The sequence below is a fragment of the Sphingomonas sp. GW821-FHT03E12 genome (assembly GCF_059420685.1).
This window is the reverse complement of sequence record NZ_JBWKUF010000002.1, coordinates 686,794-709,790: the sequence shown is the minus strand read 5'-3', so window position 1 is coordinate 709,790 and position 22,997 is coordinate 686,794. Positions and strand designations below refer to the sequence as shown.

Sequence of the window (22,997 nt, the reverse complement as noted above, 5' to 3'; positions counted from 1 at the left end):
CGCCGGGCTTACATCTTCACCGAGAAGCGGGCGTAGAGGAAGCGTCCGCGCGCGTCATAGGTGTAGATGTCATAGTTGATCGGCGCGTTGGCGTAGGACGCCGGCGGCATCTTGTCGAAGAGGTTGTTGACGCCGACACCGAAGCGCGCCGCACCGTCCTGCACGTCGAAATTCACCTCGGCGTCGAAATAGGTGATCGCCTTGGTCCAGTTGTCCTTGACCGCATTCACGACATCGGTCGTCTTGCCGATATAGCGGGCGCGTACCACCGCGTCGGCGCTGTCGCCGGTCCAGCTGAGCGAGGCCTGCCCCTTCCAGCGCGGATAGGTGGAGCGCGGCTGATCGCCCTTGCCCGCACGGTTGTCGATGATCACGCCGCCCGTCGCCGGGTCGGGTGACTCGGTGCGGAAGCGGCTGAGATAGGAGACATCGACCATCGCGCCGATCCGGCCGATGCCGCTGTTGAAGTCGTAGCGCACCGTCGCGTCGACGCCGTCGGTCAGGATCGAGGCGAGGTTCTGCGAGCCCTGCAACAGGCTGAGCACCGCGCCGGTCCCGGCGTCACGCCGCACCAGATCGCAGAACACGCCTGCGCGCTGCGCACAGAGCTGCAGGATCTGGGTCGCCGATTGCGCGGCGATCGCGTCCTTGATCTTGATGTTGTAGTAATCGACGGTCAGCGAAAGCCCGCGCATCGGCGTGATCGCCACACCCGCGCTGATGCTGTCCGACGTCTCCGGCTTGAGCGCGCGATTGCCGCTGATGACGCCCGGGATCAGGCCGTTGAGATTGTAGTTCGCCTGATTGTAGCCGGCCGGCACACCCGCACAGCCGGGCCGTGCCGGGTTCGCCGCCGAACCGCCATTACAGGGATCGGTGCCCTGGAAGGTCGTCTCGCGCGCGCCCTGATAGAGTTCGAGGATCGACGGAGCGCGGAAGCCCTGGGCATAGGTGCCGCGGAGCAGGATCGGCTCGACCGGACGATAGCCAACCCCGGCCTTGAACGTCGCCTTGCCGCCGACGGTCGAGTAGTCGGAATAGCGCGCGGCGAGGCTCAGATCGAGCGCCTCGCCGAACGCCGAATCCTTGAGCAGCGGGATCGAAAGCTCGCCATAGACTTCGTGCAGGTCGTAGCTGCCGCTGGTCGGCGTGCGCGTCTGCGCGGTCGTCTTCGCGTAGAGCGCCGGATTGAGATAGGTCGGCGCGGCGTTCGCGATCGGATCGGGATTATCGACGCCCTTGTTGCGGCGATATTCGTATCCGACCGCCAGCGCGACATTGCCTGCGGGAAGTGCGAACAGGTCGCCGGTCGCGTTCACCCCTGCGTTCCACAGCTCGGTGTGGTTGGATTCACGCGTGGTGAAGCGGATATAGTCCGCCTGCGCCGCCGTCATCTGGCCGAACAAATTGACCGGCACGCACCCGGCACTCGCCGCGCAGGTCGCCGGATTGCCGAGCGCCAGGAACAGATTGTCGTAGTTGATGCCGTTGAGTGCGGTCGACTGGATCGAGTTGCGGGCATAGCTGCCGAAAACATCCCAGCGCCAGACATTGCCGAGCAGGCCGAATTCGCCGTCCAGCCCCGCAGCGACGCGATAGGTCTCGACATCCTGGCGGTTGTCGCGGTTGCCGACGTCGCTCATCACCTTGCGGATGCGGAAGGCCGAGTTGGCGGCAAAGCCCAGCGCGTTCGCGGCGGGCACGCCATTGGCGGTACCGAAGGGATTGAAGGCATGGTTGTTGGGGATCGCGAAGCCGCGCACCGTGCCTGCCGTGCCACCAATGTCGAGCAGGACCGGCGAGAAGAGCTGGTTCGACGTGCGGCGGTTGTACAGCCCGTCGATATGGAATTCGATCCCGTCGGACACTTCATAGGCGAAGCGGCCGTAGAAGCCGTAGCGCTCGGACGGGCCGGTCGAATAGATGCCCTGCGCCTGTGTGTTGTACGCGTCGCCCGGCAGCGACGCGACATGGAAGGCGTTGTCGGCAAGGTTCCCGGTGCCATAGCGCGCATCGGCGCCGTTGAGCGCGATCGGCGCCGCACTTCCGCCAAAGCCCGCGGCCGTACCGAAATAGCCGTTCCCCGCCAGGCCCGGCAGGATGTAGAGGCCCGCGGGGCTGGTGCCCGGCGCGGTCACCGGCACTAAAGTCTGGGTGGTCAGCGCGCGCGCGTCGGTACGGATCGGCTGCGACTTGAAGTAGCTGGCCGACAGGATCACCGATCCGCGCTCGAACTTGTGGCCAAGATTCAGGATCGCGGAATATTCGGCGCCGTCGCCCTTGTCGGTGGTCGCCGCGCGCGCATTGGCGCGGATGCCACTGAACGGCTGGATCGTCTTGATGTTGACGACGCCGGCGATCGCGTCGGCGCCATAGATGGCCGAGGCGCCGTCCTTCAGCACCTCGATCCCCTCGATCATCCCCATCGGCATGGTGTTGAGGTCGACAAAGTCACGAAAGCCGCGCTGGCCGACCGCATCGACCCAGCGATGCCCATCGACCAGCACCAGCACGCGATTGCCGCTCCCCTCGCCGCCGCCCAAATAACGCAGATTGATGGACGAAGCGCCGTAGGAGGTACCCTGCGTGCCGTTGGAGTTGAGGCTGACGCCTGCCGAGGGCAGCTTCTGCAGCAATTCGCCCGGCGAGGCGGTGCCGGACTTGGCGATATCCTCGGCGGTCAGGGTCAGCACAGGCCCAACGCTGGCGGCATCGGTGCGCTGGATGCGCGATCCGGTGACGACGATCGCCGGCTCCTCTGCCTCTTCAGCCTCGGTGGCTTGCTGCGCGAAGGCGGGGGCCGCCATCGCGATAAGGCTGACGCCGATAAGGGCGGCACGGGTGCGGCGCACCTGCGAAATCCGGTTGATCATGATTCTCCCCGCATCTTTTTCTTTCGATTCGCCGGCAAGCCTATCAATCCGCCCGGACCGCGAAACGTGATGGCGCACTTTCATCGATGCATATCATCGATGGTATGACATTGCCGGTGTCCGTGCAGCATTCGATATTGCCATGACAGCAACGGGCAGGAGACCAGGATGCACACGCCGCTGACGGATCGTCGCAGCCTCCTGTTCGGCCTCGCCGCCTGCGCCGCGCTTCCCGCGGCCGCGAGACCGCAATCGATGCGTGTCGCGCTGCTCGGCCAGTCCCTCATCCAGCAGGACCTCTGCACGCCCGGCTGGGAGGGGATGGCAGACGTCAAGGCGCGGCTGCGCCAGGCCGATATCGTCTTCACCGATCTGGAAACCGCGATCGACGCGCCCGGCGCCGGGCCGCCGACCCGCACCGGCGAAGTGTTTCACGCCGCCAAGCCGGCCGTCATCGATTGTCTGAAATCGCTCGGCGTCTCGCTGGTGACCACCGCGAACAACCATGCCTGGGACATGGGACCCGGCGGTATCCTTGCTGCGATCGAGCAGCTCGGCCGGCGCGGTATCGCCCATGCCGGTACCGGACGAGATCTTGCGACCGCTGCCGCACCCGCCTTCCGCGAGACGCCGTCAGGAACGTTCGCGCTGGTTGCGGCAGCGGCGGGCGCGATCCGCGAGGGGGCTGCCGCGACCCCGGTCCGTCCGGGCGTTCACGAACTGCGCCGCGCCGCATCCGGCGCGCTGGAGCGTGAGGATGTCGAACGCGTTCTCGCCGCGATCCGCACCGCGCATGCGGCCGGCGCCACGGTGCTGATGTGCCTGCACAATCACTATTGGGAGCCGGTGCAGGCCGATACCTCCGCCTGGCAGAAGGCGTTCGCGCGCGAATGTGTCGATGCCGGTGCCGCAGCCTTTGTCGCGCATGGCACGCCGCTGATGCAGAGATGGGAGATGTATCGCGGCGCACCCCTGTTCCACGGCCTCGGCAACTTCATCTTCCAGACCCGCAAGGCGGACGACTTTTACGGTCCCGCTACCTGGCGATCGATGATCGTCGATGCCCGTTTCGCGCGCGGACGCTTCGTCGGCGCGCAGCTCATCCCGATCGAACTGGAGGCACGCAAGTTCGCCGGCGAGTACAGTGCAGGCTGGCCGCGCCTCGTACCCGGCGCGAGACCGCAGTCGCTGTGATCCGCTGAACTGCGGACGTCGCTGTGATCCGCTGAACCGCGGACGGTGCCGGAACCTGCGAGCCCCGCAAAGCCCCTGCGAATTTCGAAGAGCCACATAGACCGTGGTTATAGCGCGCAGACGAAAACAATATTTTCCGGTCTACCCTCGTACGATAATTTCCCCAGCAGTTCGGGGGCAACCGGGCCGGGGAATCATCGACCGCACAGCGTATCATTCCACCTCCGCATCACCGCTGTGGAGGCAATGGTCACGCTCAATCAGCCGATGCGTCATGGCCTGCCTAGTGCCCCCACTGCTTTGAGGGGACCGCCTGACGGCGCGAAGACGCCGCTGGCAAGGAAAAATCAGGGAAGGAAGAAATCATGAAGACTGCAATCCGAATTGCCGGCCTGATGGGCGGCATTTCGCTGCTCGCCACCGCCAGCGCTGCACTCGCGCAGGACGTGCCCGAGAGTCCTCAGGCCGAGCCGGAGCCGCAGGAAGTCGTCGTCATCGGATCGCAGATCAAGGGCGCGGACGTCGCCGGCGCGCTGCCCGTCACCGTGCTCAACGAGGACGATATCGCCGCCGTCGCCGCCACCAGCGGTGACGATCTGTTCCGCTCGATCCCGCAGGCGGGCGACGTTGCCTTCAACGAGAGCCGCGACGCGGGCGGTATCAACGACGCGCGCGGCGACACCGCCTCGATCAACCTGCGCGCGCTCGGCACCGGCAACACGCTGGTCCTGCTCAACGGCCGCCGCATGGTCCTCCATCCCGGCACGCAGAGCGAGAATCTCGTGCCGGTGCAGAGCGTCAACACCAACACGATTCCGGTGATGGGCGTCCGCCGGGTCGAAGTGCTGCTCGACGGCGCCGCCGCCATCTATGGCTCGGATGCGGTCGCAGGCGTGATCAACACCGTGCTCAAGGACAATTTCAAGGGCCTGCGCCTCACCAGCGAGATCGGCTTCACCGAGAATTCGGGTCAGGTCGAAGCGGAGTTCGCGTTCGAGGCGGGCCACAGCTTCAACGGCGGCAAGTCCAACATCTCGCTGTTCGGATCGTACAACCATCGCGACCCGCTCTATGCCCGTGAGCGCCGCAATTCGCGCTCGGCCGATCTGCGGCCGCTGGTCGCGGGCACGCCGTTCGCGGGTGACACCGATTTCGACAACACCTCGACCGACAGCATCTGGGGCGAGTTCCAGCGGCTGACCAACAGCTACGTGGCATCGACCACCAGCGCGTCGGTCAACGGGACGACGCTCACCACCAACGGCATCTTCCATATCCAGCCGACCGGCAATGGCAGTTGCGTCGCACCGAGCCCCTACGCCGGAACCTGCTGGGACAACAGCTCGCTCTCGACCGCCTCGACCGACAACAACCTGAAATACGACATCAACGATGTCCGCACGCTGATCGGCCGCAACGACCGCATCAACCTGTTCGGCTTCTTCAATCACGAATTCGACAGCGGGCTCGAATTCTTCGCCGAGGCCGCCTGGTATCGCGCCGACTATGAATCGCAGCGCGAGCAGGACACCTCGCTGGCGAGCCAGCGGCTGATCATCCCTGCCAATGGCTATTACAATCCGCTCGGGCCCGTCGGCAGCCCCAACCGCATCCCCGGTCTCACCGGCGTTGCCACCACCGGCGTGCCGATCGAGCTGATCGACTATCGCCCGGTCGATGCCGGGCCGCTGGTGGTCAAGGTCCGCAACGATACGATGCGCTTCCTCGGCGGCTTCCGCGGCGAGGTGTTCGGCTTCGATTTCGACAGCGCCCTGCTCTACTCGCGCGCCCGCACCCGCGATTCGATGCACACGGTCAGCCTGACCAAGTTCCAGGAAGCATTGAGCCGCACCGACGCCACCGCCTACAACCCGTTCAACGGCGGCGATCCGCTCAATCCCGGCCGCTACGACAGCACGCCCAATCCGCGCAGCGTGATCGATCCCTTCATGGTCGACATCTATCGCATCAGCACGACCGAGCTGATGATGGCCGACCTGAAGCTCAGCAAGAACGATCTGTTCACCCTGCCCGCGGGCCGCGTCGGCATAGCCGCAGGCGTCGAGTTCCGGCGGGAGACCTTCGCCGACGATCGCGATCCGCGGCTCGACGGCACGATCCGCTTCACCGCGCTCGACGGATCGTCGAACGGCAGCGACACGATCGGTGCCAGCCCGACGCCCGACAGCGGCGGTTCGCGCAACACCATCTCGGGTTTCCTCGAATTCGCCGTGCCGGTGGTCGGCCCGGACATGAACGTGCCGCTGATCCGGTCGCTCGACCTTCAGCTCGCCGGGCGCGTCGAATCCTATCAGGGCTTCAACACCGTCGCGAAGCCCAAGGTCGCGCTCTCCTGGTATCCGTTCGCGAACCTCCAGCTCCGCGGTTCCTGGTCGCAGGGCTTCCGCGCGCCCAACCTCCCGCAGCTGTTCGAGAACGGCATTCAGCGGTCGAACACCCGCACCGACTGGATCCGCTGCGAAGCCGATTTCCGCACCGGGGCGATCACCAATTTCGACGCCTGCACGCGCAGCCAGGGCGTGGTCAGCAACCGCTCGGGCAGCCAGGATCTGAAGCCTGAGGAATCGGATAGCCTCTCGCTCGGCGGTACCTTCCAGCTCAACATGGGCCGCGCCGGGCGCCTCACCTTCACCGCCGATTATTGGGAAATCCGGCAGAAGAACGTGATTGGCCTGTTCGGAGATACGAACGCGCTGATCCTCGATTATCTGCTGCGCCTGTCGGGCTCGTCCAACCCGAACGTCCAGCGCGCCGCGCCGACCCAGGCGGATATCGACGCGGTCGCGGGCACCGGCATCGCGCCGATGGGCCGGATCATCCAGGTGATCGACAATTACACCAATCTCACCCCGCGCACGGTCCGCGGCTATGATCTCGGCGTCTATTATCAGGTCAAGGACACCGGCATCGGCGACTTCAACGTCCGCGTGAACGCCGCGCGCCTGCTCGAATTCTATCAGGTACCGAACGAGACCGTTCAATCGCTGATCGACGCGCAGGCATCCGGCAAGATCAACGGGTTCATCAACGTCGTCGGCGCGGAAAGCCTGATCGAGCAGAATGGCCGTCCCAAATGGCGCGGCTCGGCCAGCGTCACCTGGCGCTACAAGGGCTTCGGCCTTGGCTATTACGCCAATTATGTCGGCGCGGTCACCGACACCTCGGCGGCACTGGCAGACGGCACCCGCTGGCGGGTGAAGGACTATCTCACCCACAGCCTCTACGCGCAGTACAGCGTCGACGGCGGCCCGATGGACGACCTTCGTCTGCGCGTCGGCGTGCGCAACCTGCTCAACGAGCTCGCACCGCTCGCCGATCAGCCGACCGGCTATATCGGCGACCTCTACGGCAACCGCGGCCGCCAGGTCTATTTCTCGGTGAGCAAGCGTTTCTGATCCACTCCCCTGCCCCGCGCCATTTCTGTGGCGCGGGGCACCCAGTTCAAGCCGGAGCCTTCCCATGACCCAGTCGACAGCCACCGAGCAGGCCAGGCCCTTCACCCGTGCGCTCGGCTGGTGGTTCGGCGTGCTGCTCTCGGCTCTCGCTCTGCCTGTCCCGGCGACGGCGCAGAGCCGCCACCTCCTCGAATACCCCTCGATCCATTCGCCCGTGGTCGGCACGCGCGGGATGATCGTCAGCCAGAACGCCGTCGCGAGCGAGGTCGGCGCCCAGATCCTGCGCGACGGCGGCAACGCGATCGACGCGGCCGTCGCGATCGGCTTCGCGCTCGCCGTCACCTTGCCGCGCGCGGGCAATATCGGCGGCGACGGCTTCATGACCGTCTATGACGCGAAGTCGCGTCAGGTCCGCGTCCTCGACTTCCGCGGCGTCGCCCCGCGCGCCGCTACCCCGGCGATGTTCGTCGATAACCAGGGCAAGGAGCGCAGCATCGCCTCCTATGGCTATATGGCGCCCTCGGTCCCCGGCACCGTCGCCGGGCTTGAGCATGCCCACAGGAAATGGGGCAAGCTCCCCTGGGCCAAGGTGGTCGAGCCCGCCATCCGCCTCGCCCGCGACGGCGTCAAGCTGACCGCGGACGAAGCCTTCGTATTCGGCTGGGGCCGCCAGCGCCTGTCGAACAGTGCCTCGGGCAAGTCGACCTTCTACAAACCCGACGGAAGCCTTTACGCCAAGGACGAGGTGCTGAAGCAGCCCGACCTCGCCTGGACCTTGGGCGAGATCGCCAAGGGCGGCGCCAGGGCCTTCTACACCGGTGAGATCGCCCGCCGGATCGAGGCGGACATGAAGGCCAATGGCGGCATCATCACCCGCGCGGACCTCGCCGCCTACAAGCCGGTCGAGCGCGATCCGCTGGTCGGCACCTATCGCGGCTATCAGGTCTATACCCCGCCGCCGGCCAGCGCGGGCGGCGCGACCCTGCTCAACATGCTCAACATCCTCGAGCATTTCGATCTCAAGACCATGGGCGCCGGCTCCGCTGCATCGCTGCACGTGATGGCCGAAACGATGAAGCTCGCCTATCTCGACCGGTACGAGGCCCTCGGCGATCCCGCTTTCGTCACGGCCCCGGTCAAGGGCTTCATCTCGAAGGAATATGCCGCTGAGCGCGCCAAGTTGGTCGACCTCACCAAGGCGACCCCGGTCCGCTCGCTCGCGCCGGGCGACCCGCTCAAGTTCGAAAGCCCCTCGACCACCCATTTCTCGGTCGCGGATGCCGAGGGCAACGCCGTCTCCACCACCTACACGCTCGGCTCCGACTTCGGATCGGGCGTGATGATCGCGGGCACCGGCATCCTGCTCAACAACCAGATGAACAATTTCAGCCATGAGCAGGCATGGGAAGCCCAGCGCAAGGGCACGAAGCCGCCGCTCAACGGACTCGCGCCCGGCAAGCGCATGCTCTCGACGATGATGCCGACCCTGGTGTTCAAGGATGGCAAGCCCTGGCTGATCGTCGGCACGCCCGGCGGCAGCACGATCATCACGACGATGCTCCAGCTCGTTGTCAACACCGTCGACTATGGCCTCAATGTCGAGGAAGCGACGCACCAGCCGCGCATCTATCAGGGCACGACCGCCAGCCTGCGCGTGGAGCCCAACTTCAACCCGGACACGGTTGCCGCGCTCAAAGCCAGGGGTCATCGTATCGAGATGGACGAAACCATGGGCAGCGCCCAGTCGATCATGATCACCAGCGATCTGTTTCTCGGTGCCGCCGATCCGCGCCGCCCGGGGGCAAAGGCGATCGAACCCTGATTTGCCCGCGGAATCCGTCCTCACGGCCTAAACGCGCGCAGCGCCTCCGAGGCTAGCCGCCCCGGAGGCGCTGCGTCCCTGACCGAGATGGGCGTACCTTCGCAGAGGCCGCGGTTATCGTGTCGCTGGAGGAGAGGAAGACACGATAGCCCCCGGATCGGGGAACTACATGTCCTTGTCCGGCACCGGCGCGATCACCAGCGACAGCCGTTCGCCATCGGTCATCATCCCTGACTGAAGCAGGATGCGCGTCCCATCCGGGCTGAAGCTGGGATGGGCGTGATCCGGCCGCATGCGATGACCAGCGGTCAGCAGGGTTCGCTTCGACGACTTGCGGTCGATCAGATGGACATTGCCGTCGAAATCGTCGCCCGCTGCCCAGCGCCCGTCATAGGTAACGGCATTGTGCCAGTAGCCACCGGTGTTCGATTCATCCTGCGGTATGTTGACGCTGTTGAAGTATTTGAGCTCGCTGCGGATGACCGTGTAGCTGTCGGTCTGCCCCAGATTCTCGACACGCCCGTCGCGCAGCGAGACCACCATCAAGCCCGACGGCTTCTGGCGCAGCTTCATCGTATGGCCCATCAGGTTGAAGATGACATGGTCGCCGTCGGCGAACTGCTCGTGCGTCACCCAGTCGTCCGGCCCCTCGACATAGATCGGGCGGTTGCCCGTACCGTCGCCATTGACCAGCCACATGCGTTGCGGCGCGTCGCCGCCGGTCTCGTGGCAATACATGATCTCGCCCGGCTTGATCGGGTTGGCCTGGATATGGCCCATCAGCCAGGGCGTCTTGAGGATCACCTTGGTCGCGCCGCTGGCGATGTTCACCGCGCGGATGCCGCTCGGCACCTGCGGCGCGAGCGCACCGGGCGCGCGCGGCGGCGGCTTGCGCTGGTTGAAGCTGATGTACGCGGTCTTCTCATCAGCATCGAGCGCAAAGCCGGTCGTGATCGTGCCGTCCTTCGGCATCGCCGCGACAACGCGCTCATAACCCTGCGCGCGCGGCGTGCCCTTATATGCGTCGGCGAGCAGCGCGCCGAGGTCGATCTCGACCAGTTCCGCGCCGTCATCCGCCCCGCCCGGCTGGCGGGTGTAATAGACCTTGTTCGACAGGCGCGCGACGTTGAGGCCGCTGGTGTTCACGCCTGCGCTGTCGGTGATCTGGATGATGTCGCCGGTGATCTCGTTGACCACGAACGCCTGCGGGCCTGAGGCGGCACGGTTGGACGAGCGGAAGACGATGTGGTTGCCGTCCTTCGTCCATTGCCGGTGCGTCGGATAGATCTTGGAATCGCTCGACCTGCCCGCGGTCAGAACCTTGAGCGGAATGCCCGTCGCCCGGTCGACCACCGTCTGCATTTCGGGCGCGTAGCGCTTGCCGACATCGCTGGCGCTCGCGGGCGCGACCCAGACAAGGGCGGCGAACATCGCGCCGCCCAGAAGCTGCTTCTTCATGCTGTGCTCCCTGTTCGGGCGCTGGCCGACGGCGCAGCGCCCGTTTCCCGATCAGAACTTGAACCGCGCGCCGACGAAGAACTGGCGGCCGGTCTTCGAATAGACCTGCTGGTCGCGGATATTCTTGCCGTCCCAGAAGTCGGTCGCCTGGTCGGTCAGGTTCAGCATGTCGATGCTGATCCCGATGTTCGGCGTGACGTCGTAGGAGATCGATGCGTCGAGGTTGAAGGTCGAGTAGCTGCCCGTCGCGTCGGCAAGGCCCGCACGCAGCGGCACCGTGCGGAGATACTCGCTGCGATAGGCACCCGACAGGCGCACCGACAGCCCGCCCGCTTCGTAATAAAGCGTCGCGTTGAACGAGTTGGGCGAGACGTTGACGAGCTGATCGGTCAGCGTCGGACCTGCCGAGTTGGCGGTCAGGAAGTAGGTGATCTTCGAATTGATGTGCGTGTAGTTGAACAGCGCACCGAAGTTCTTGAGGAAGCCGGGCAGGAAGGTGAAGGGCTGCTGGTAGTTGATCTCCAGCCCCTTGATCGTGCCGCCCTGCGTGGTCTGGAAGTTGGTGATGTTGATCGGCGCGTTGGGGTCGGTGCCCGCCGGGAAGGCCGAGATCGGGATGCCGCTGTTGGCGATCGTCGTCTGGGTCAGCAGCTGCTGCGCAAAGGTCTCGAGCTTCTTCTGGAACACCGCGACCGAGATCACGCCGCCGCGCTGGAAATACCACTCGACGCTGGCGTCGAGGTTGGTCGAGCGGAACGGTTCGAGGTCGGGATTACCGACGCTCGAGGAATAGTTGGTGCCGGTGACCGTCACCGCGCCGCCCGGGCTGAGATTGCCGAGCGCCGGGCGCGAGATCGCCTTGGCCGCGGCGAAGCGGATGATCAGGTCGCGATCGACCTCCAGGCCCAGATTCACCGCGGGCAGGAAGTCGCTATATTTGCGCCGCGCCTCGACTGCCGGCAGCGCCGCCGAGATGAAGCCGCGCGAATATTGGCTGGTAAAGGCATAGCGCGCGCCGACATTGCCGCGCAGGCGCAGCGTGTCGTTGAGGGGCAGGTTGAAGTCGAGCTGGACGTACGGGCTGTTGTCGGTCTCGCTGACATAGCGATTATTGCCCAGCGCGGCGCTGGTCGCGATGCGGAAGTCGCCGAGCGCATTCACACAGTTGCAGTTGAAGTCATAGACCTTCTCGAACGCGTCGATGTTCGGCACGATGAAGTTGACCGTCGAACCACTGGGCAGATTGAGACCGCGGCCAAAGCCGTTGATCGGCGTGCTCAGGCTGGCGAGCGAGGTGCCTGCGGGAATGTTGCCGTTGACGATGGTCGAGGCGGTACGCGACAGGCTCTGCGTCTCGAAGGTGAACTTCTTGTAGGCGTATCCGATCTTGCCGGTGATCGCGTCGCTGAACTCCCAGCTGAGGTCCGCCTTGGCGTTGCGGAACTTGTTGTCGACGCGCTGGCGCTGGACGCGGATGTCCGAATAGCCGTTGATGAAGCCCCAATTGGCGGGATCGGCGGCATCGAAGCCGAAGTTGAGCAGACCACGACGCTTGTCGTCGCGCGTATCGTAGACAAAGCCGTCGCTATCGAGTCGGTCGAACGAGATCAGCGTGAACTCGGGGATCTCGAACAGCGAGCGCGACTGGCCGTAGAGGAGGTTGAGCTTGCCGCGCTCACCGATCTTCTGGTCGAGATTGGCAGAGACCTGCCAGAAATTGGTGCGTGACCGTTCGTACGCGTTGGTCATCCGGAAATCGACATCGTCGAACACGCCGTAGCGCAGCAGGCCGCTGGCATCGACCTCCGCCTCGCGCACCTTCATGTTCGGGCGGCCGGTGGCTTGCGCCGCGGTCAGGCTGCCCGCTGCGGTGCCATTGCCGCGGTTGAAGCTGATCGGGTTGGTCGCGAGGTCGTTCTTCTCCTGATCGTAGCGCGAATAGGCGGCATCGACCGTGAACAGGGTCGCCTCGCTGGGCTGCCACTGGAACGATCCGGTGAGGCCCAGGCGCTTCTGGCGGTTGATGAAGCGGCCATAGCCGGGAAGGCGCGGGACGAAGACGTCCTTGCGCGCGATCTCGTTATAGGCGGCGGGGGTAGAGCCCGGCACCGCGCCCGGCGCCGCGGTGCAATTCGGCGTGAACGGGGCGGTCGTGACGAGCGTGTTGATCGGCGTCACCGAGCTGCCCGGCACCACCGGACAGAAGCCGTTGAGCTGCTCCCAGTAATCCGACAGCGAGGTGTTGGAATATGCCTCTTCCTCGACCGTGCGCTGGGAATAGGCGGCGGAGAACAGCACGCCGATCGTGTCGCCGGCAAAGGTATCGCTGACGAGGGCGGCGACGCGCGGCTGCACATGCTTGCCCATCTCGTAATAGGCACCCTGCACCGATACCGCGCCGCGGAAGCCCTTGCGGTCGAACGGGCGCGCGGTGGTGAGATCGACGGTCGCGCCGAGCGAGCCTTCATCGACTTCGGCCGATTGCGACTTGCGCACCGTGATCGAGTTGAACAGCTCCGAAGCGAACAGGCTGAAGTCGAAGCCGCGGCCGCGGTTGATGGTCGAGCCCAGCGTCGAGCCGGTGGTCGCCGAGATCGCCTCGATCCCGTTCAGGCGGACGCGCGAGAAATCGCCGCCCAGGCCGCGCACGGTGATGTTGCGCCCCTCGCCCGCGTCGCGCTCGATCGAGATGCCGGGCACGCGCTGCAGCGATTCGGCGACATTGGCGTCCGGGAAGTCGGCCATGTCCTGCGCGTTGATAACGTCGACGATGTCGTTCGATTCACGCTTCGCGTTGAGCGCGCTTTCGAGCGAGCCGCGCAGGCCCGTGACAACGACTTCCTGCTCCTGCTCGGCCTGACCGGCGGCGTTCGCATCCTGGGCAAAGGCCGCACCGGACCAGCAAATGGCGGTTGCCAGCGCGGCGGCCGAAACGGCGCGCGTGATCCCGGTACGATGATCTGAAGTCTTCATCTGTCTCCTCTCCCTGCCCGTCGGGTGCGTCTGTCGCGCACATTGCCGCGATCCCGCCCCAGCTTCCGCCGAGTCATGCCGTCAAAAGTATGATAAGTCAAATAGTGGTGGAATGTTCCAGATTATGGGATTACGATATCGACAAATACCAATATGTCGGGAGGGGACAGGTGAGCGATCTCAGCCGCCGTGATTTCATTCGCAGCGCCGCGCTGGCGGGTACCGCCGCATCGGCGGTACCGAGCGTTGCGGAAGCCGCAATTCCCCCTGCCCCCGACGCCGACATCGTCTGGCTCGACGGCGCGCCGCCACCCGCACATGAAGGGCAGAGTTGGGGAGTGCCATGGCCGCGCGGCACGGCCCCCGCGCGCGCGACCTTCCGGGCACTTGCCCCCGGCGGCACCTCCGTTGCACTGCAGAGCTGGGTCACCGCATGGTGGCCCGACGGATCGATCAAATGGACCGGACATTCCACGCCCGCGGACACCCTTCCCGCACGGAGCCTGAGGATCGAACCCGGCAGGCCCGTCGCTCCTGCCCAGCCAATACGCGTCACCGAGACAGCCGATGCGGTCGAGGTCGGCACCGGCGACACCGTCTGGCGTATCGGCAGACGCGGCGCAGCGATCGTGCAGCACGCCTCCGTCGGCGGTCGCGAGGCGCTGCGCGATGTGAGGCTGCTCGCCACATCACAGGACGGCCCGGATACCGATGACGGTGGCGCGGGCGTACTCGGCCGCTATGCGAGCGAGATCACCCGCACCACCGTCGAGCAGAAGGGGCCGGTGCGGGCAGTGGTGCGTGTCGAAGGCGTGCATCGCGGGGGTGGCCGCGACTGGCTGCCCTTCAGCCTGCGGCTCTACATCCATGCCGGGTCGCGCGCCGCGCGGATCGTCCACAGCTTCATCTTCGACGGAGACCCGGCAAAGGACTTCATCCGCGGCCTGGGTCTCTCCGGCGCAGTGCCGATGCAGGACCGCCCGCACGACCGCCATGTCCGCTTTGCGGGCGAGGATGGCGGGCTGTGGGGCGAGGCGGTGCGCCCGCTCACCGGGCTCAGCCGCGATGCGAGCAAACCCTATCGCGACGCACAGGTTGCGGGACGCGCCACTCCACCCTTCCCCGACATGCCCGAGGTCGTCCGCAATTTGATCGAGCGCATCCCGACCTGGGGCGACTTCACCCTCTCCCAGCCCAATGCCGATGGCTTTGCGATCAGCAAGCGCACCAAGCCCGGCCATGGCTGGATCGAGGTCGACAGCGCGCGCCGCGCGCCGGGCCTGGGCTATGTCGGCAGCGCTTCGGGCGGCGTGGCGTTCGGGATGAAGGATTTCTGGCAGCGTTGCCCGGTGCGCCTCGACATCCGCAACGCTGCCACCGACACCGCCGCTTTCACCCTCTGGTACCATTCGCCCGAGGCGCCGGCGATGGACCTGCGCTTCTATCACGACGGCCTCGGCATGGAGGATTATGTCGCCGAGAATGAAGGCCTCGACATCACCTATGAGGATTATGAGCAAGGCTGGGGCACCGCGCACGGCGTCGCGCGCACGACCGAGTTCATGCTGTGGGCGCTGCCCGCGACGCCCGAGCGCGGCCGGCTGGTCGAGATGGCCAATGAGGTCTCGCGCCAGCCGCGGTTGACCTGCACCCCGCGCCGGCTCCATGCCGCCGGCGTGTTCGGGCCATGGAGCCCGGTCGACCGGTCGACCCCCGCGCGCGCGAAGATCGAGGAACAGGGCGATGCGCTGCTCGACTTCTATCTCGGCCAGATCGAGCAGCGCCGCTGGTACGGCTTCTGGCACTATGGCGATGTCCGCCACGCCTATGACTTCGACCGCCATGTCTGGCGCTACGACATTGGCGGCTATGCCTGGGACAATAGCGAACTCTCGACGGATCTATGGTTGTGGTACGCCTATCTGCGCAGCGGCCGCGCCGACCTGTTCCGCATGGCCGAGGCGATGACCCGCCACACCGGCGAGGTCGACGTCTATCACACCGGCCCCTATCGCGGTTTCGGCACGCGCCACGGGGTGCAGCATTGGAGCGACAGCTCGAAACAGCCGCGCGTGTCCAACGCCGCCTATCGCCGCATCTATTACTACCTTACCGCCGACGAGCGTTGCGGCGACCTGATGCGCGCATTGGTCGACAGCGAGTACACGCTTCAGCGCGTCGAGATCGGCCGCAAGGTCGACAAGCGCAACTCGCGCACCGCCCCGCCCGGCGGCAACAGCGCGGTGCGCGCCGACAAGCCGCTGGCCGAGGGCGTGGTGTTCGCACAGTTCGGCACCACCTGGGGATCGCTGATCGCGGCCTGGTACACCGAATGGGAGCGCACGCGCGAGGCGAAGTGGCGCGACCGCATCGTCGCGGGCATGCGATCGATCGCGGCGATGAAGCACCAATGGTTCACTGGCGGCGCGCCGTTCAATCTCGCCACCGGGCGCTTCGTCGATGCCAGCGACAACCTCAGCATCAGCCATTTGAACGGCGTGTTCGGGGTGTTCGAGATGCATGCCGAACTGCTCGAACTGATCGACGAGCCGGCCTATCGCGCATGCTGGCTGGACTATTGCGCGCTCTACAACGCGCCCGATGCAGAGTTCGAGGCGCGGACCGGGCAGAAGGGACGCGGGCGCGGTCTGCGATCGGCACATTCGCGCTTCACCGCCTATGCCGCGGTCCAGCGCAAGGATCCGGCGCTGGCAAAGCGCGCCTGGGCCGAGTTCTTCGGCACAACCGACGGCCACGACACGGTTGCGCGCGGCACGGTGCGGCGGATCGCAGGATCGGATGTGCTGAAGCCGATCGACGAGATGACCGGCGTCTCGACCAACGGCTCCGCGCAATGGAGCCTTGCCGCGGTCCATAATCTGGCGCTGATCGGCGATGCGCTCGACTAGGGCTTGCCTATCCTCCCGGCATGATCCGGAAGTTGCGCACTCGCAGATGCGAGCGCGTGGTGCGCAGCCCGAAATGGCCGCGCACGTACGGTGCCGGATCGTCGAGTGTGAACAGGCGCTGCCCGTCACGCTCGACCGCCGCGCCGCGTGTGGTGGCGATCAAACGCAGGCGAATCCAGCGATTGGGCTCAAGCCGTGCAGCAGGGTCGCTGCGATCATGCTCGGGCAGGATCGGGCGATTGCCAGCGGCGCCGATGTAACGGCGCATGCGCGTGGTGGTGTTCCGGTTGCCGCCGATTCCCACATAGTAGGTGCGGATCAGGTCGTAATCGGCAAAGGCGCCGCTGCGTCTGGCCGCCAGCACCGATCCGCCGGCCGCCGCCGGATCGCTCGCCATCCAGAAGGCGTTGACGTCGCTGACGTGATCGAGCGCGCCGCCCTCGGCCACCGCCATCACCTCATATTCGATCGCCACCGGCGCGGCGATCGGGGTTCGGAACCAGAGGGTTATCCCCTCACGGCTCTCGATATCGAGCACGCCATGCTCGGCACGGACGCTCGCATTCGCTTCCGCCTCGACCTGCCACTGGCCGAGGCCATGACGGAAATCGTCGGCGAAGAAGGTGTCCGCACCGCCGCGTTCGCGCGTGCAGGCTGCCAGCGGCAGCGCACAGGCGAGCGCCAGCAGATCGCGCCGCCGGGCGCCTTCCGGGGTCATAAGCGTTTGACGCATCGCGCGGCCTCATCTATCCACATTATGAACATTCGTGCCACATTATAGAAAGGAGAGCGATGCTGTGACAACACACGCGTTTCGCATGCAGCTCAAGCCCGGCGCGGTCGAGGAATATCGCCGCCGTCATGACGCGATCTGGCCCGAGCTGGCCGAACTGCTGAGCGCGAGCGGCATCCACGACTATTCGATCTTCCTCGACGAGGAGACGCTGGCGCTGTTCGCGGTGCTCAAGCTGCGCGACGACAACAGCCGCGACGCGCTCCCCGCGCACCCCGTCATGCAGCGCTGGTGGGACCATATGGCGCCGCTCATGGACGTCGAGCCGGGTAACCGGCCGCGCGAATGGCCGCTGGTCCCTCTCTTCCATCTCGATTGATTTCCAGGAGACCTTGATTGGCCGCCCTTCCCCACGCCATCCCGCGCGACGAAGTTCGCCAGACGATCGACCGACTGATCGACAACCTCGTCAACATCCAGGACGAGACCGGCGAGTTCCTGTTGCGGCTCGACGACGGCCGCGTGATCGACACTAAGGGTTGGGCCGGTTGGGAGTGGACGCACGGCATCGGCCTGTTCGGCATGTGGCGCTATGTCGAGCAGACCGGCGACGAAAAGGCGCTGGGGATCATCCGGCAATGGTTCGCCGACCGCTTCGCCGAAGGACAGACGACCAAGAACATCAACACCGTCGCGCCCTTCCTGACGCTCGCCTATCTCCACGAGCGCGAGCCCGATCCCTCCAACCTCGCCTATTTCGACGAATGGGCGGAATGGCTGATGGCGGACGACGGTCTGCCCAAGACCGAGGACGGCGGGTTCCAGCACATCGTCTATAATGACGAGAACCCCGGCGAGTTGTGGGACGACACGCTGATGATGAGCGTGCTGCCGCTGGCCAAGATCGGGCTGCTGCTCGGCCGGCCGCATTATGTCGAGGAGGCGAAGCGCCAGTTCCTCGTCCACATCAAATATCTCTACGACAAGAAGACCGGGCTGTGGTTCCACGGCTGGGATTTTGGCGGGCGGCACAATTTCGCCGAGGCGCTGTGGGCGCGCGGCAATTGCTGGGTGACGATCGCGATCCCCGAGATCATCGAGATGCTCGACCTGCCCGAGGGCGACGCGCTGCGCGCCTTCCTGATCGACACGCTGACCGCGCAGGTGAAGACGCTGGCAGAGACGCAGGACGCACAGACGGGCCTGTGGCACACGCTGATCGTCGATCCGACCAGTTATCTCGAGGCATCCGCCACGGCGGGCTTCGCCTATGGCATCCTCAAGGGCGTGCGGAAGGGTTATCTGCCTGAGGAATACAAGGCGGTGGGCCTCAAGGCGATCGCAGGCGTGCTCACCAATATCGACGAGCATGGCGAGCTGCAGCAGGTAAGCTTCGGCACGGCGATGGGCGACACATTGCAATTCTACAAGGACATCGCCCTCACCTCGATGCCCTATGGCCAGAGCCTCGCGATCTGCGCGCTGGCGGAGTATCTGCGGACGTAATCCATCCTCGTCGCCCCGGGCTTGATCCGGGGCCTGGCTGCCTTCTCCGACGTCGCGGCAGAAGCTGGGCCCCGGATCAAGTCCGGGGCGACGGTCTTGCCACTAGTCGATTCGCGCCGCCTCCATGCCCGGGTGTGCAGCCTCCCCGGTGAAGCGTTCACGGACCAGTCCGGGCGAATCCTCGGCATGGATGGCATGGCTGAAATAGGCGGGTCGTTCCTTGCCCCAGCGCACTGTGCAGTCGCGCAGCACGACACGCTCGGCGCGGCGGATGCTGATGCCGGGGGTGGGGTGCGGTTCGATCTCGGTTGCGACTTTCGTGGGGCGATTGTCGAACACGCCGCCGTCGTAGTTGGTCCAGCGTTCGAAGGTGACGTCCACTTTCTCGAGCAGAATGTCGCTAACGTGACCGCGGGTGTGGCCGTCGATGCGGATGCTGTTCTCCGCCCGGCCGCGGACATTCTCGACCTTCACATTGTAGATGCGGCCAAGCTTCGTCTCCGCAGTGCGCGGGATCGCGGTGAAGGAGATCGCCTCCCCCCGCCCCCACCAGGGCGCCGAGAAATAGCGCGCGGTGAAACGGATATCGCGGAACACGATGTTGAAGACATTGCCCTGATCGCGCAGCTGGATGGTGAGGCCGCGGCAGCCCTGCTTGATCTCGCAGCGCTCGAACAGGATGTCGTGGATGTCCTGGATCGTCTCGGTGCCGATCTTGAGCCCCGAATCCTGCGTCTCGAGCACGCAGTCATGCACCCAGATGTTCCGCGACGGGCCATATTGCGGATAGCGCTCGGTCGCCTTGATCACGATCGCGTCGTCGCCGCATACGATGTGGCAGTCGCGGATCTCGACATCCTGGCAATGGTCGGGATCGATGCCGTCGCAATTGGGCACGTCCATCTGGTTGAAGATCTTTACATGATCGACCAGCACCTTGCGGCAGCCGACGAGATGGACGGTCCAGCTCGGCGCCTGGCGCAGCGTGATGTCGCGGATGCGCAGCTTCGCGCAATTCTCCAGCACGACGAGGCGCGGGCGGAAGCTTTTGGGCACCCACCATTCGCCGACCGCGTCATAGCTTTCCATGAACTCGGGGCTGCGGCCATCGATCGTACCGGTGCCGCTGATCGTGAGATCGTCGGCGCCGTTGGCGTGCAGCACCCCGGCGAGCGGATCGGGATAATCCTCGGGGCGGACGCTCACCAGCAGCACCGCGTCACCCTGAAGGTGGAAGTCGATCCCGCCCTTCAGCGTGAGCGGCCCGGTGAGGTATTTCTTCCCGGCACGCAACAGCACGCGCGCGCCCTTCCCCACCGCCGCAGCCGCGTCGATCGCCCGCTGGATCGCGGCGGTGTCGGGCGTGGCGCCGTCACCCTTGGCGCCGTGATCGTGAACGTCGAACATGACCGGCTCCGCAGCGCGTGAAGGGACGGCCAGCAACGGGCCGGCGGTGGCTGCCGCGATCAGCGCGCGGCGGGTAAGCGTATTCGTCATTTCGGCGGATCCCCCGTGAACGAGACGTCCCAGACCTTCTGCAATCTGGCAGTACCTTTCAGCCCGGTGGCTTCGAGCGTGACGACGAACTTGCCAGGCGTGGCATAGCGATGGATCGGGTGCTGCTCGGCCGAGGTCGCGCCATCGCCGAAGTCCCATTTCCAGCCGGTCGCGCCCGCGCTTTCGTCGTGGAAGGCGACAATGCGGCGCTCGCGGTCGAGGATACGGAACGACCAGCTGGCGGCGAACGACGGCTCCTCCAGCGGCATCAGCCGGAACGGGCACAGCTCCCCTGCCTTGCCGTACATGGTGTGGTGTGGCGAGAGGTTCCAGAAGCCGCGCTTGCCGCCCGGCCCATCATCGTCGATCACCGCCCAGGCCATGGCGATCAGCCTGTCTTCGGTCAGCTGCGTTTCGACCGACTTCGCCGGATCGTCGGGATCGGCATAGTCGAACGGCGTGATCCAGAATTCCATGACCAGCTTGCCGCCCTCGCCATGCTTGAAGTCGTGGCGATAAGCGATGTTCGACCAGGGCAGCCGCTTGATCCACTGCGCCTGCGGACCCCAGGCCATCGCCCAGTCCTTGTCCCCGGCGGGCGTGAAGATGTGGTAGTTCTGGGCGTGGATGTTCTGGAAGCCGAACCAGGCATCCTGCGCCGACAGCGTCTTGCCCAGATCAGGATGGAAGCGCGCGATCAGCGGCCCGCCCGAACGATCGCCATCGACCACCAGCTCGAAGATGTCGTTGGTGAGGCCAGGGTTGGCGAAGGTCCAGTAATCGTCCTGCGCCTCGTACAGGAAATAGAGCCGGTTGAGTCCCTTCACCCAGCCGACGCGCACCTTGACCTCAAGGCTTTTCGGATCCGGCTTGCGTCCGGACCCGTCGTCGGCGGCGATCGCATCGGTGCCGATCGCATAGCCCGGGCCGACCATTGCCCAATCGGACGCATCGCCGTCGATCCGCGGGATCGCGTCGGCGGGGAACTGGAAAACGCGGAAGGCCGGCACGTCCCCGCCCGGCGCGGGCGGCGGGGCGGCGGCGCAGGATGCGAGTGCGGCGAGGGCGGCGAGCGCGGACATCAGGCGCGGCTCCCCTGCCCCATGTAATGCTCGTCACCCCGGCCAATGTGCCAGGGTCCACTTCGCCCCGCCCACTGCGGCCAACCCGACGCGGTAGCGTTTTCGAGCCTTGGCGACGCTAGCGGTTGCGGCACGGTGGGCCCCGGCGCGGGGGCCGGGGTGACGGGTATCGGAGTCGTCATCCCTAACCCGCCTTCGCCACCTCGACGGCGTAGACATGGTTCGCGCCCTCCATGTTCGAGCGGAACACGATCCACTTGCCGTCGGGCGTGAAGGTCATGTTGGGTTCGAGCCGGTAGTCGTGCTTGCGCATGTCGACCAGCTTCTCCGCGGTGAAAAAGCCCGGCGAGATCAAGCTCTCGCTGTCTGGCGCGTGCAGCCCCGCGACATCGGGAATATCATTGGGGGTGAAGAGGTAGAGATATTTTCCATCCGGCGCGCGCGCGACCATCTCGCTGTCGCCGCCGTCGCCCGAGAACCGCTTGAGGTTGGGCGACAGGTTGAAATGCACCGACCATTCGTTGCGCTCAAGGTGGAACCATTTGCGCTTGCCGGTCGCCAGCTCATAGCCCGCGACCCAGAAATCCTGCCCGCGCGGTAGCTGAAGATCGTACCAGATCCATTTGCCGTCGGGGGAGAAGAACTCATGCCCGGCGATCTCCATGTTCATGATGCGCTTGTGAACCAGCTTCTTGCCGGTGCCGTCGGTGCGCACGATCCAGATGCGGTCGATCTTGTGCCACGGCCCTTCATGGCAATACATGATCTGATCGGGGTCGGTGGGCGAGAACTGGACATGGTTGAGCCAATCCTTATCCGACGCGACGACCACATTGCGCGCGCCCGTCTTCACGTCGACCGTGAAGATCTCCATCGGGATGCCGGCTTCCAGCCGCTCGTTCATCCGGACTTCTTTGGCGTCGGCGAAGGTCAGCGGCTTTCCGTCGGGGCCGAGCGCTTGATAATCGGCCTGGCCGAAGCGCTGACGGTCCTGCGGCTTGCGTTCCATGCCCGGCTGGAGCGGTTTGTCGCTCGCCGCCCATTGACCGAGCAGCAGCGTCTCGTCGGCGTTGATCGAGCCGACCGAACCGCGCGCGACATCGGCGATCTTGCGCACCTTGCCGCTGTCGATATCGGCGGCGAAGATCGTCACCCCGGTGCCGGTGCGCTTCTGGAAATAGACCGAGCGTGTCTTGCGGCCGGTGAACAACAATTGCGCATCGGGGTCGCGGACCAGGGTGCTGACCTTCCAGTCCTTGAGGTCGACCGCGGCGATCCCCTCGGGCACCGACATCACCATCTTGTCGCCCTGCGGCGTGTAACCGTTCTGGTGGAAATAGAGGCTGGCGCTGCCCGGCACCTCGCTGATGCGGACGACACGATGCCTTGTCAGCGGATCGACCCAACTCTTCGGCCCGGGCTGAGCCGCGGGGACCGCACCGTTTTGCGCCACCGCAAGACCGGGCGACACGACCACAAGGCACACGGACGCCAGCACCGCCTTCAGCTTCATGACCCGCTCCTTCGGCGCTTG

The 22,997-nt window shown here is 65.6% G+C and carries 13 protein-coding genes; 6 read left to right on the top strand and 7 right to left on the bottom strand.

Features of this window, described 5'->3' with window-relative positions; genetic code table 11:
* Window positions 1–8: 8 nt before the first annotated feature.
* Entirely contained in the window at window positions 9–2,873 is a 2,865-nt protein-coding gene (locus AC07TU_RS08875; protein ID WP_495187539.1) for a TonB-dependent receptor, read from the bottom strand.
* Between the two features lie 168 nt (window positions 2,874–3,041).
* On the opposite strand from AC07TU_RS08875, the gene AC07TU_RS08870 reads away from it, so the two are divergent.
* The 3 genes from AC07TU_RS08870 (at window position 3,042) to ggt (ending at window position 9,305) form a co-directional block, all read left to right on the top strand.
* Window positions 3,042–4,067 carry a CapA family protein gene (locus AC07TU_RS08870; protein ID WP_495187538.1) on the top strand — a complete coding sequence of 342 codons (1,026 nt, stop codon included), beginning with the start codon at window positions 3,042–3,044 and terminating at the stop codon, window positions 4,065–4,067.
* 365 nt (window positions 4,068–4,432) lie between these two features.
* Window positions 4,433–7,483, top strand: coding sequence for a TonB-dependent receptor domain-containing protein (locus AC07TU_RS08865; RefSeq protein ID WP_495187537.1), 3,051 nt, complete (start codon window positions 4,433–4,435; stop codon window positions 7,481–7,483).
* A 64-nt stretch (window positions 7,484–7,547) separates the two neighbouring features.
* On the top strand, window positions 7,548–9,305 hold the full coding sequence (gene ggt / locus AC07TU_RS08860; RefSeq protein WP_495187536.1) for a gamma-glutamyltransferase: 1,758 nt from the start codon (window positions 7,548–7,550) through the stop codon (window positions 9,303–9,305).
* Between the two features lie 165 nt (window positions 9,306–9,470).
* Here the strand turns inward: ggt and AC07TU_RS08855 are convergent, their stop codons facing one another.
* A complete protein-coding gene (locus AC07TU_RS08855; RefSeq protein WP_495187535.1) occupies window positions 9,471–10,763 on the bottom strand; it encodes an oligogalacturonate lyase family protein in 1,293 nt (430 codons plus the stop codon).
* A 51-nt stretch (window positions 10,764–10,814) separates the two neighbouring features.
* Window positions 10,815–13,736, bottom strand: coding sequence for a TonB-dependent receptor (locus tag AC07TU_RS08850; RefSeq protein WP_495187534.1), 2,922 nt, complete (start codon window positions 13,734–13,736; stop codon window positions 10,815–10,817).
* Window positions 13,737–13,906: 170 nt separating this feature from the next.
* Here AC07TU_RS08850 and AC07TU_RS08845 point away from each other — a divergent pair, with 170 nt between their 5' ends.
* Window positions 13,907–16,645, top strand: coding sequence for an exo-rhamnogalacturonan lyase family protein (locus AC07TU_RS08845; RefSeq protein ID WP_495187533.1), 2,739 nt, complete (start codon window positions 13,907–13,909; stop codon window positions 16,643–16,645).
* Between the two features lie 7 nt (window positions 16,646–16,652).
* Here the strand turns inward: AC07TU_RS08845 and AC07TU_RS08840 are convergent, their stop codons facing one another.
* Window positions 16,653–17,378, bottom strand: a complete 726-nt coding sequence (locus AC07TU_RS08840) for a DUF6250 domain-containing protein (protein WP_495187532.1) — start codon at window positions 17,376–17,378, stop codon at window positions 16,653–16,655.
* Window positions 17,379–17,442: 64 nt separating this feature from the next.
* On the opposite strand from AC07TU_RS08840, the gene AC07TU_RS08835 reads away from it, so the two are divergent.
* Together AC07TU_RS08835 and bglB are read left to right on the top strand one after the other, a co-directional pair.
* Window positions 17,443–17,757, top strand: a complete 315-nt coding sequence (locus tag AC07TU_RS08835) for an L-rhamnose mutarotase (RefSeq protein ID WP_495187531.1) — start codon at window positions 17,443–17,445, stop codon at window positions 17,755–17,757.
* Window positions 17,758–17,774: 17 nt separating this feature from the next.
* Window positions 17,775–18,884, top strand: a complete 1,110-nt coding sequence (bglB, locus tag AC07TU_RS08830) for a beta-galactosidase BglB (protein ID WP_495187530.1) — start codon at window positions 17,775–17,777, stop codon at window positions 18,882–18,884.
* Window positions 18,885–18,986: 102 nt separating this feature from the next.
* Here the strand turns inward: bglB and AC07TU_RS08825 are convergent, their stop codons facing one another.
* The 3 genes from AC07TU_RS08825 to AC07TU_RS08815 all read right to left on the bottom strand — a co-directional run bounded on the left by AC07TU_RS08825 (window position 18,987) and on the right by AC07TU_RS08815 (window position 22,976).
* Entirely contained in the window at window positions 18,987–20,381 is a 1,395-nt protein-coding gene (locus AC07TU_RS08825; RefSeq protein WP_495187529.1) for a glycoside hydrolase family 28 protein, read from the bottom strand.
* The gene (locus tag AC07TU_RS08820; RefSeq protein ID WP_495187528.1) at window positions 20,378–21,463 is read right to left on the bottom strand and encodes a PKD domain-containing protein; all 1,086 of its coding nucleotides are present in this window, start codon (window positions 21,461–21,463) and stop codon (window positions 20,378–20,380) included. The genes AC07TU_RS08825 and AC07TU_RS08820 overlap by 4 nt, the downstream gene beginning before the upstream one ends.
* A 184-nt stretch (window positions 21,464–21,647) precedes the next feature.
* On the bottom strand, window positions 21,648–22,976 hold the full coding sequence (locus tag AC07TU_RS08815; protein WP_495187527.1) for an oligogalacturonate lyase family protein: 1,329 nt from the start codon (window positions 22,974–22,976) through the stop codon (window positions 21,648–21,650).
* Between the last annotated feature and the right edge of the window lie 21 nt (window positions 22,977–22,997).

What these genes read in the sequence shown, in the direction of transcription:
- AC07TU_RS08875 (WP_495187539.1), bottom strand. Translation starts at nt 2,873, where the DNA reads ATGATCAACCGGATTTCGCAGGTGCGCCGCACCCGTGCCGCCCTTATC.
- AC07TU_RS08870 (WP_495187538.1), top strand. Translation starts at nt 3,042, where the DNA reads ATGCACACGCCGCTGACGGATCGTCGCAGCCTCCTGTTCGGCCTCGCC.
- AC07TU_RS08865 (WP_495187537.1), top strand. Translation starts at nt 4,433, where the DNA reads ATGAAGACTGCAATCCGAATTGCCGGCCTGATGGGCGGCATTTCGCTG.
- ggt (WP_495187536.1), top strand. Translation starts at nt 7,548, where the DNA reads ATGACCCAGTCGACAGCCACCGAGCAGGCCAGGCCCTTCACCCGTGCG.
- AC07TU_RS08855 (WP_495187535.1), bottom strand. Translation starts at nt 10,763, where the DNA reads ATGAAGAAGCAGCTTCTGGGCGGCGCGATGTTCGCCGCCCTTGTCTGG.
- AC07TU_RS08850 (WP_495187534.1), bottom strand. Translation starts at nt 13,736, where the DNA reads ATGAAGACTTCAGATCATCGTACCGGGATCACGCGCGCCGTTTCGGCC.
- AC07TU_RS08840 (WP_495187532.1), bottom strand. Translation starts at nt 17,378, where the DNA reads ATGCGTCAAACGCTTATGACCCCGGAAGGCGCCCGGCGGCGCGATCTG.
- AC07TU_RS08825 (WP_495187529.1), bottom strand. Translation starts at nt 20,381, where the DNA reads ATGACGAATACGCTTACCCGCCGCGCGCTGATCGCGGCAGCCACCGCC.
- AC07TU_RS08820 (WP_495187528.1), bottom strand. Translation starts at nt 21,463, where the DNA reads ATGTCCGCGCTCGCCGCCCTCGCCGCACTCGCATCCTGCGCCGCCGCC.
- AC07TU_RS08815 (WP_495187527.1), bottom strand. Translation starts at nt 22,976, where the DNA reads ATGAAGCTGAAGGCGGTGCTGGCGTCCGTGTGCCTTGTGGTCGTGTCG.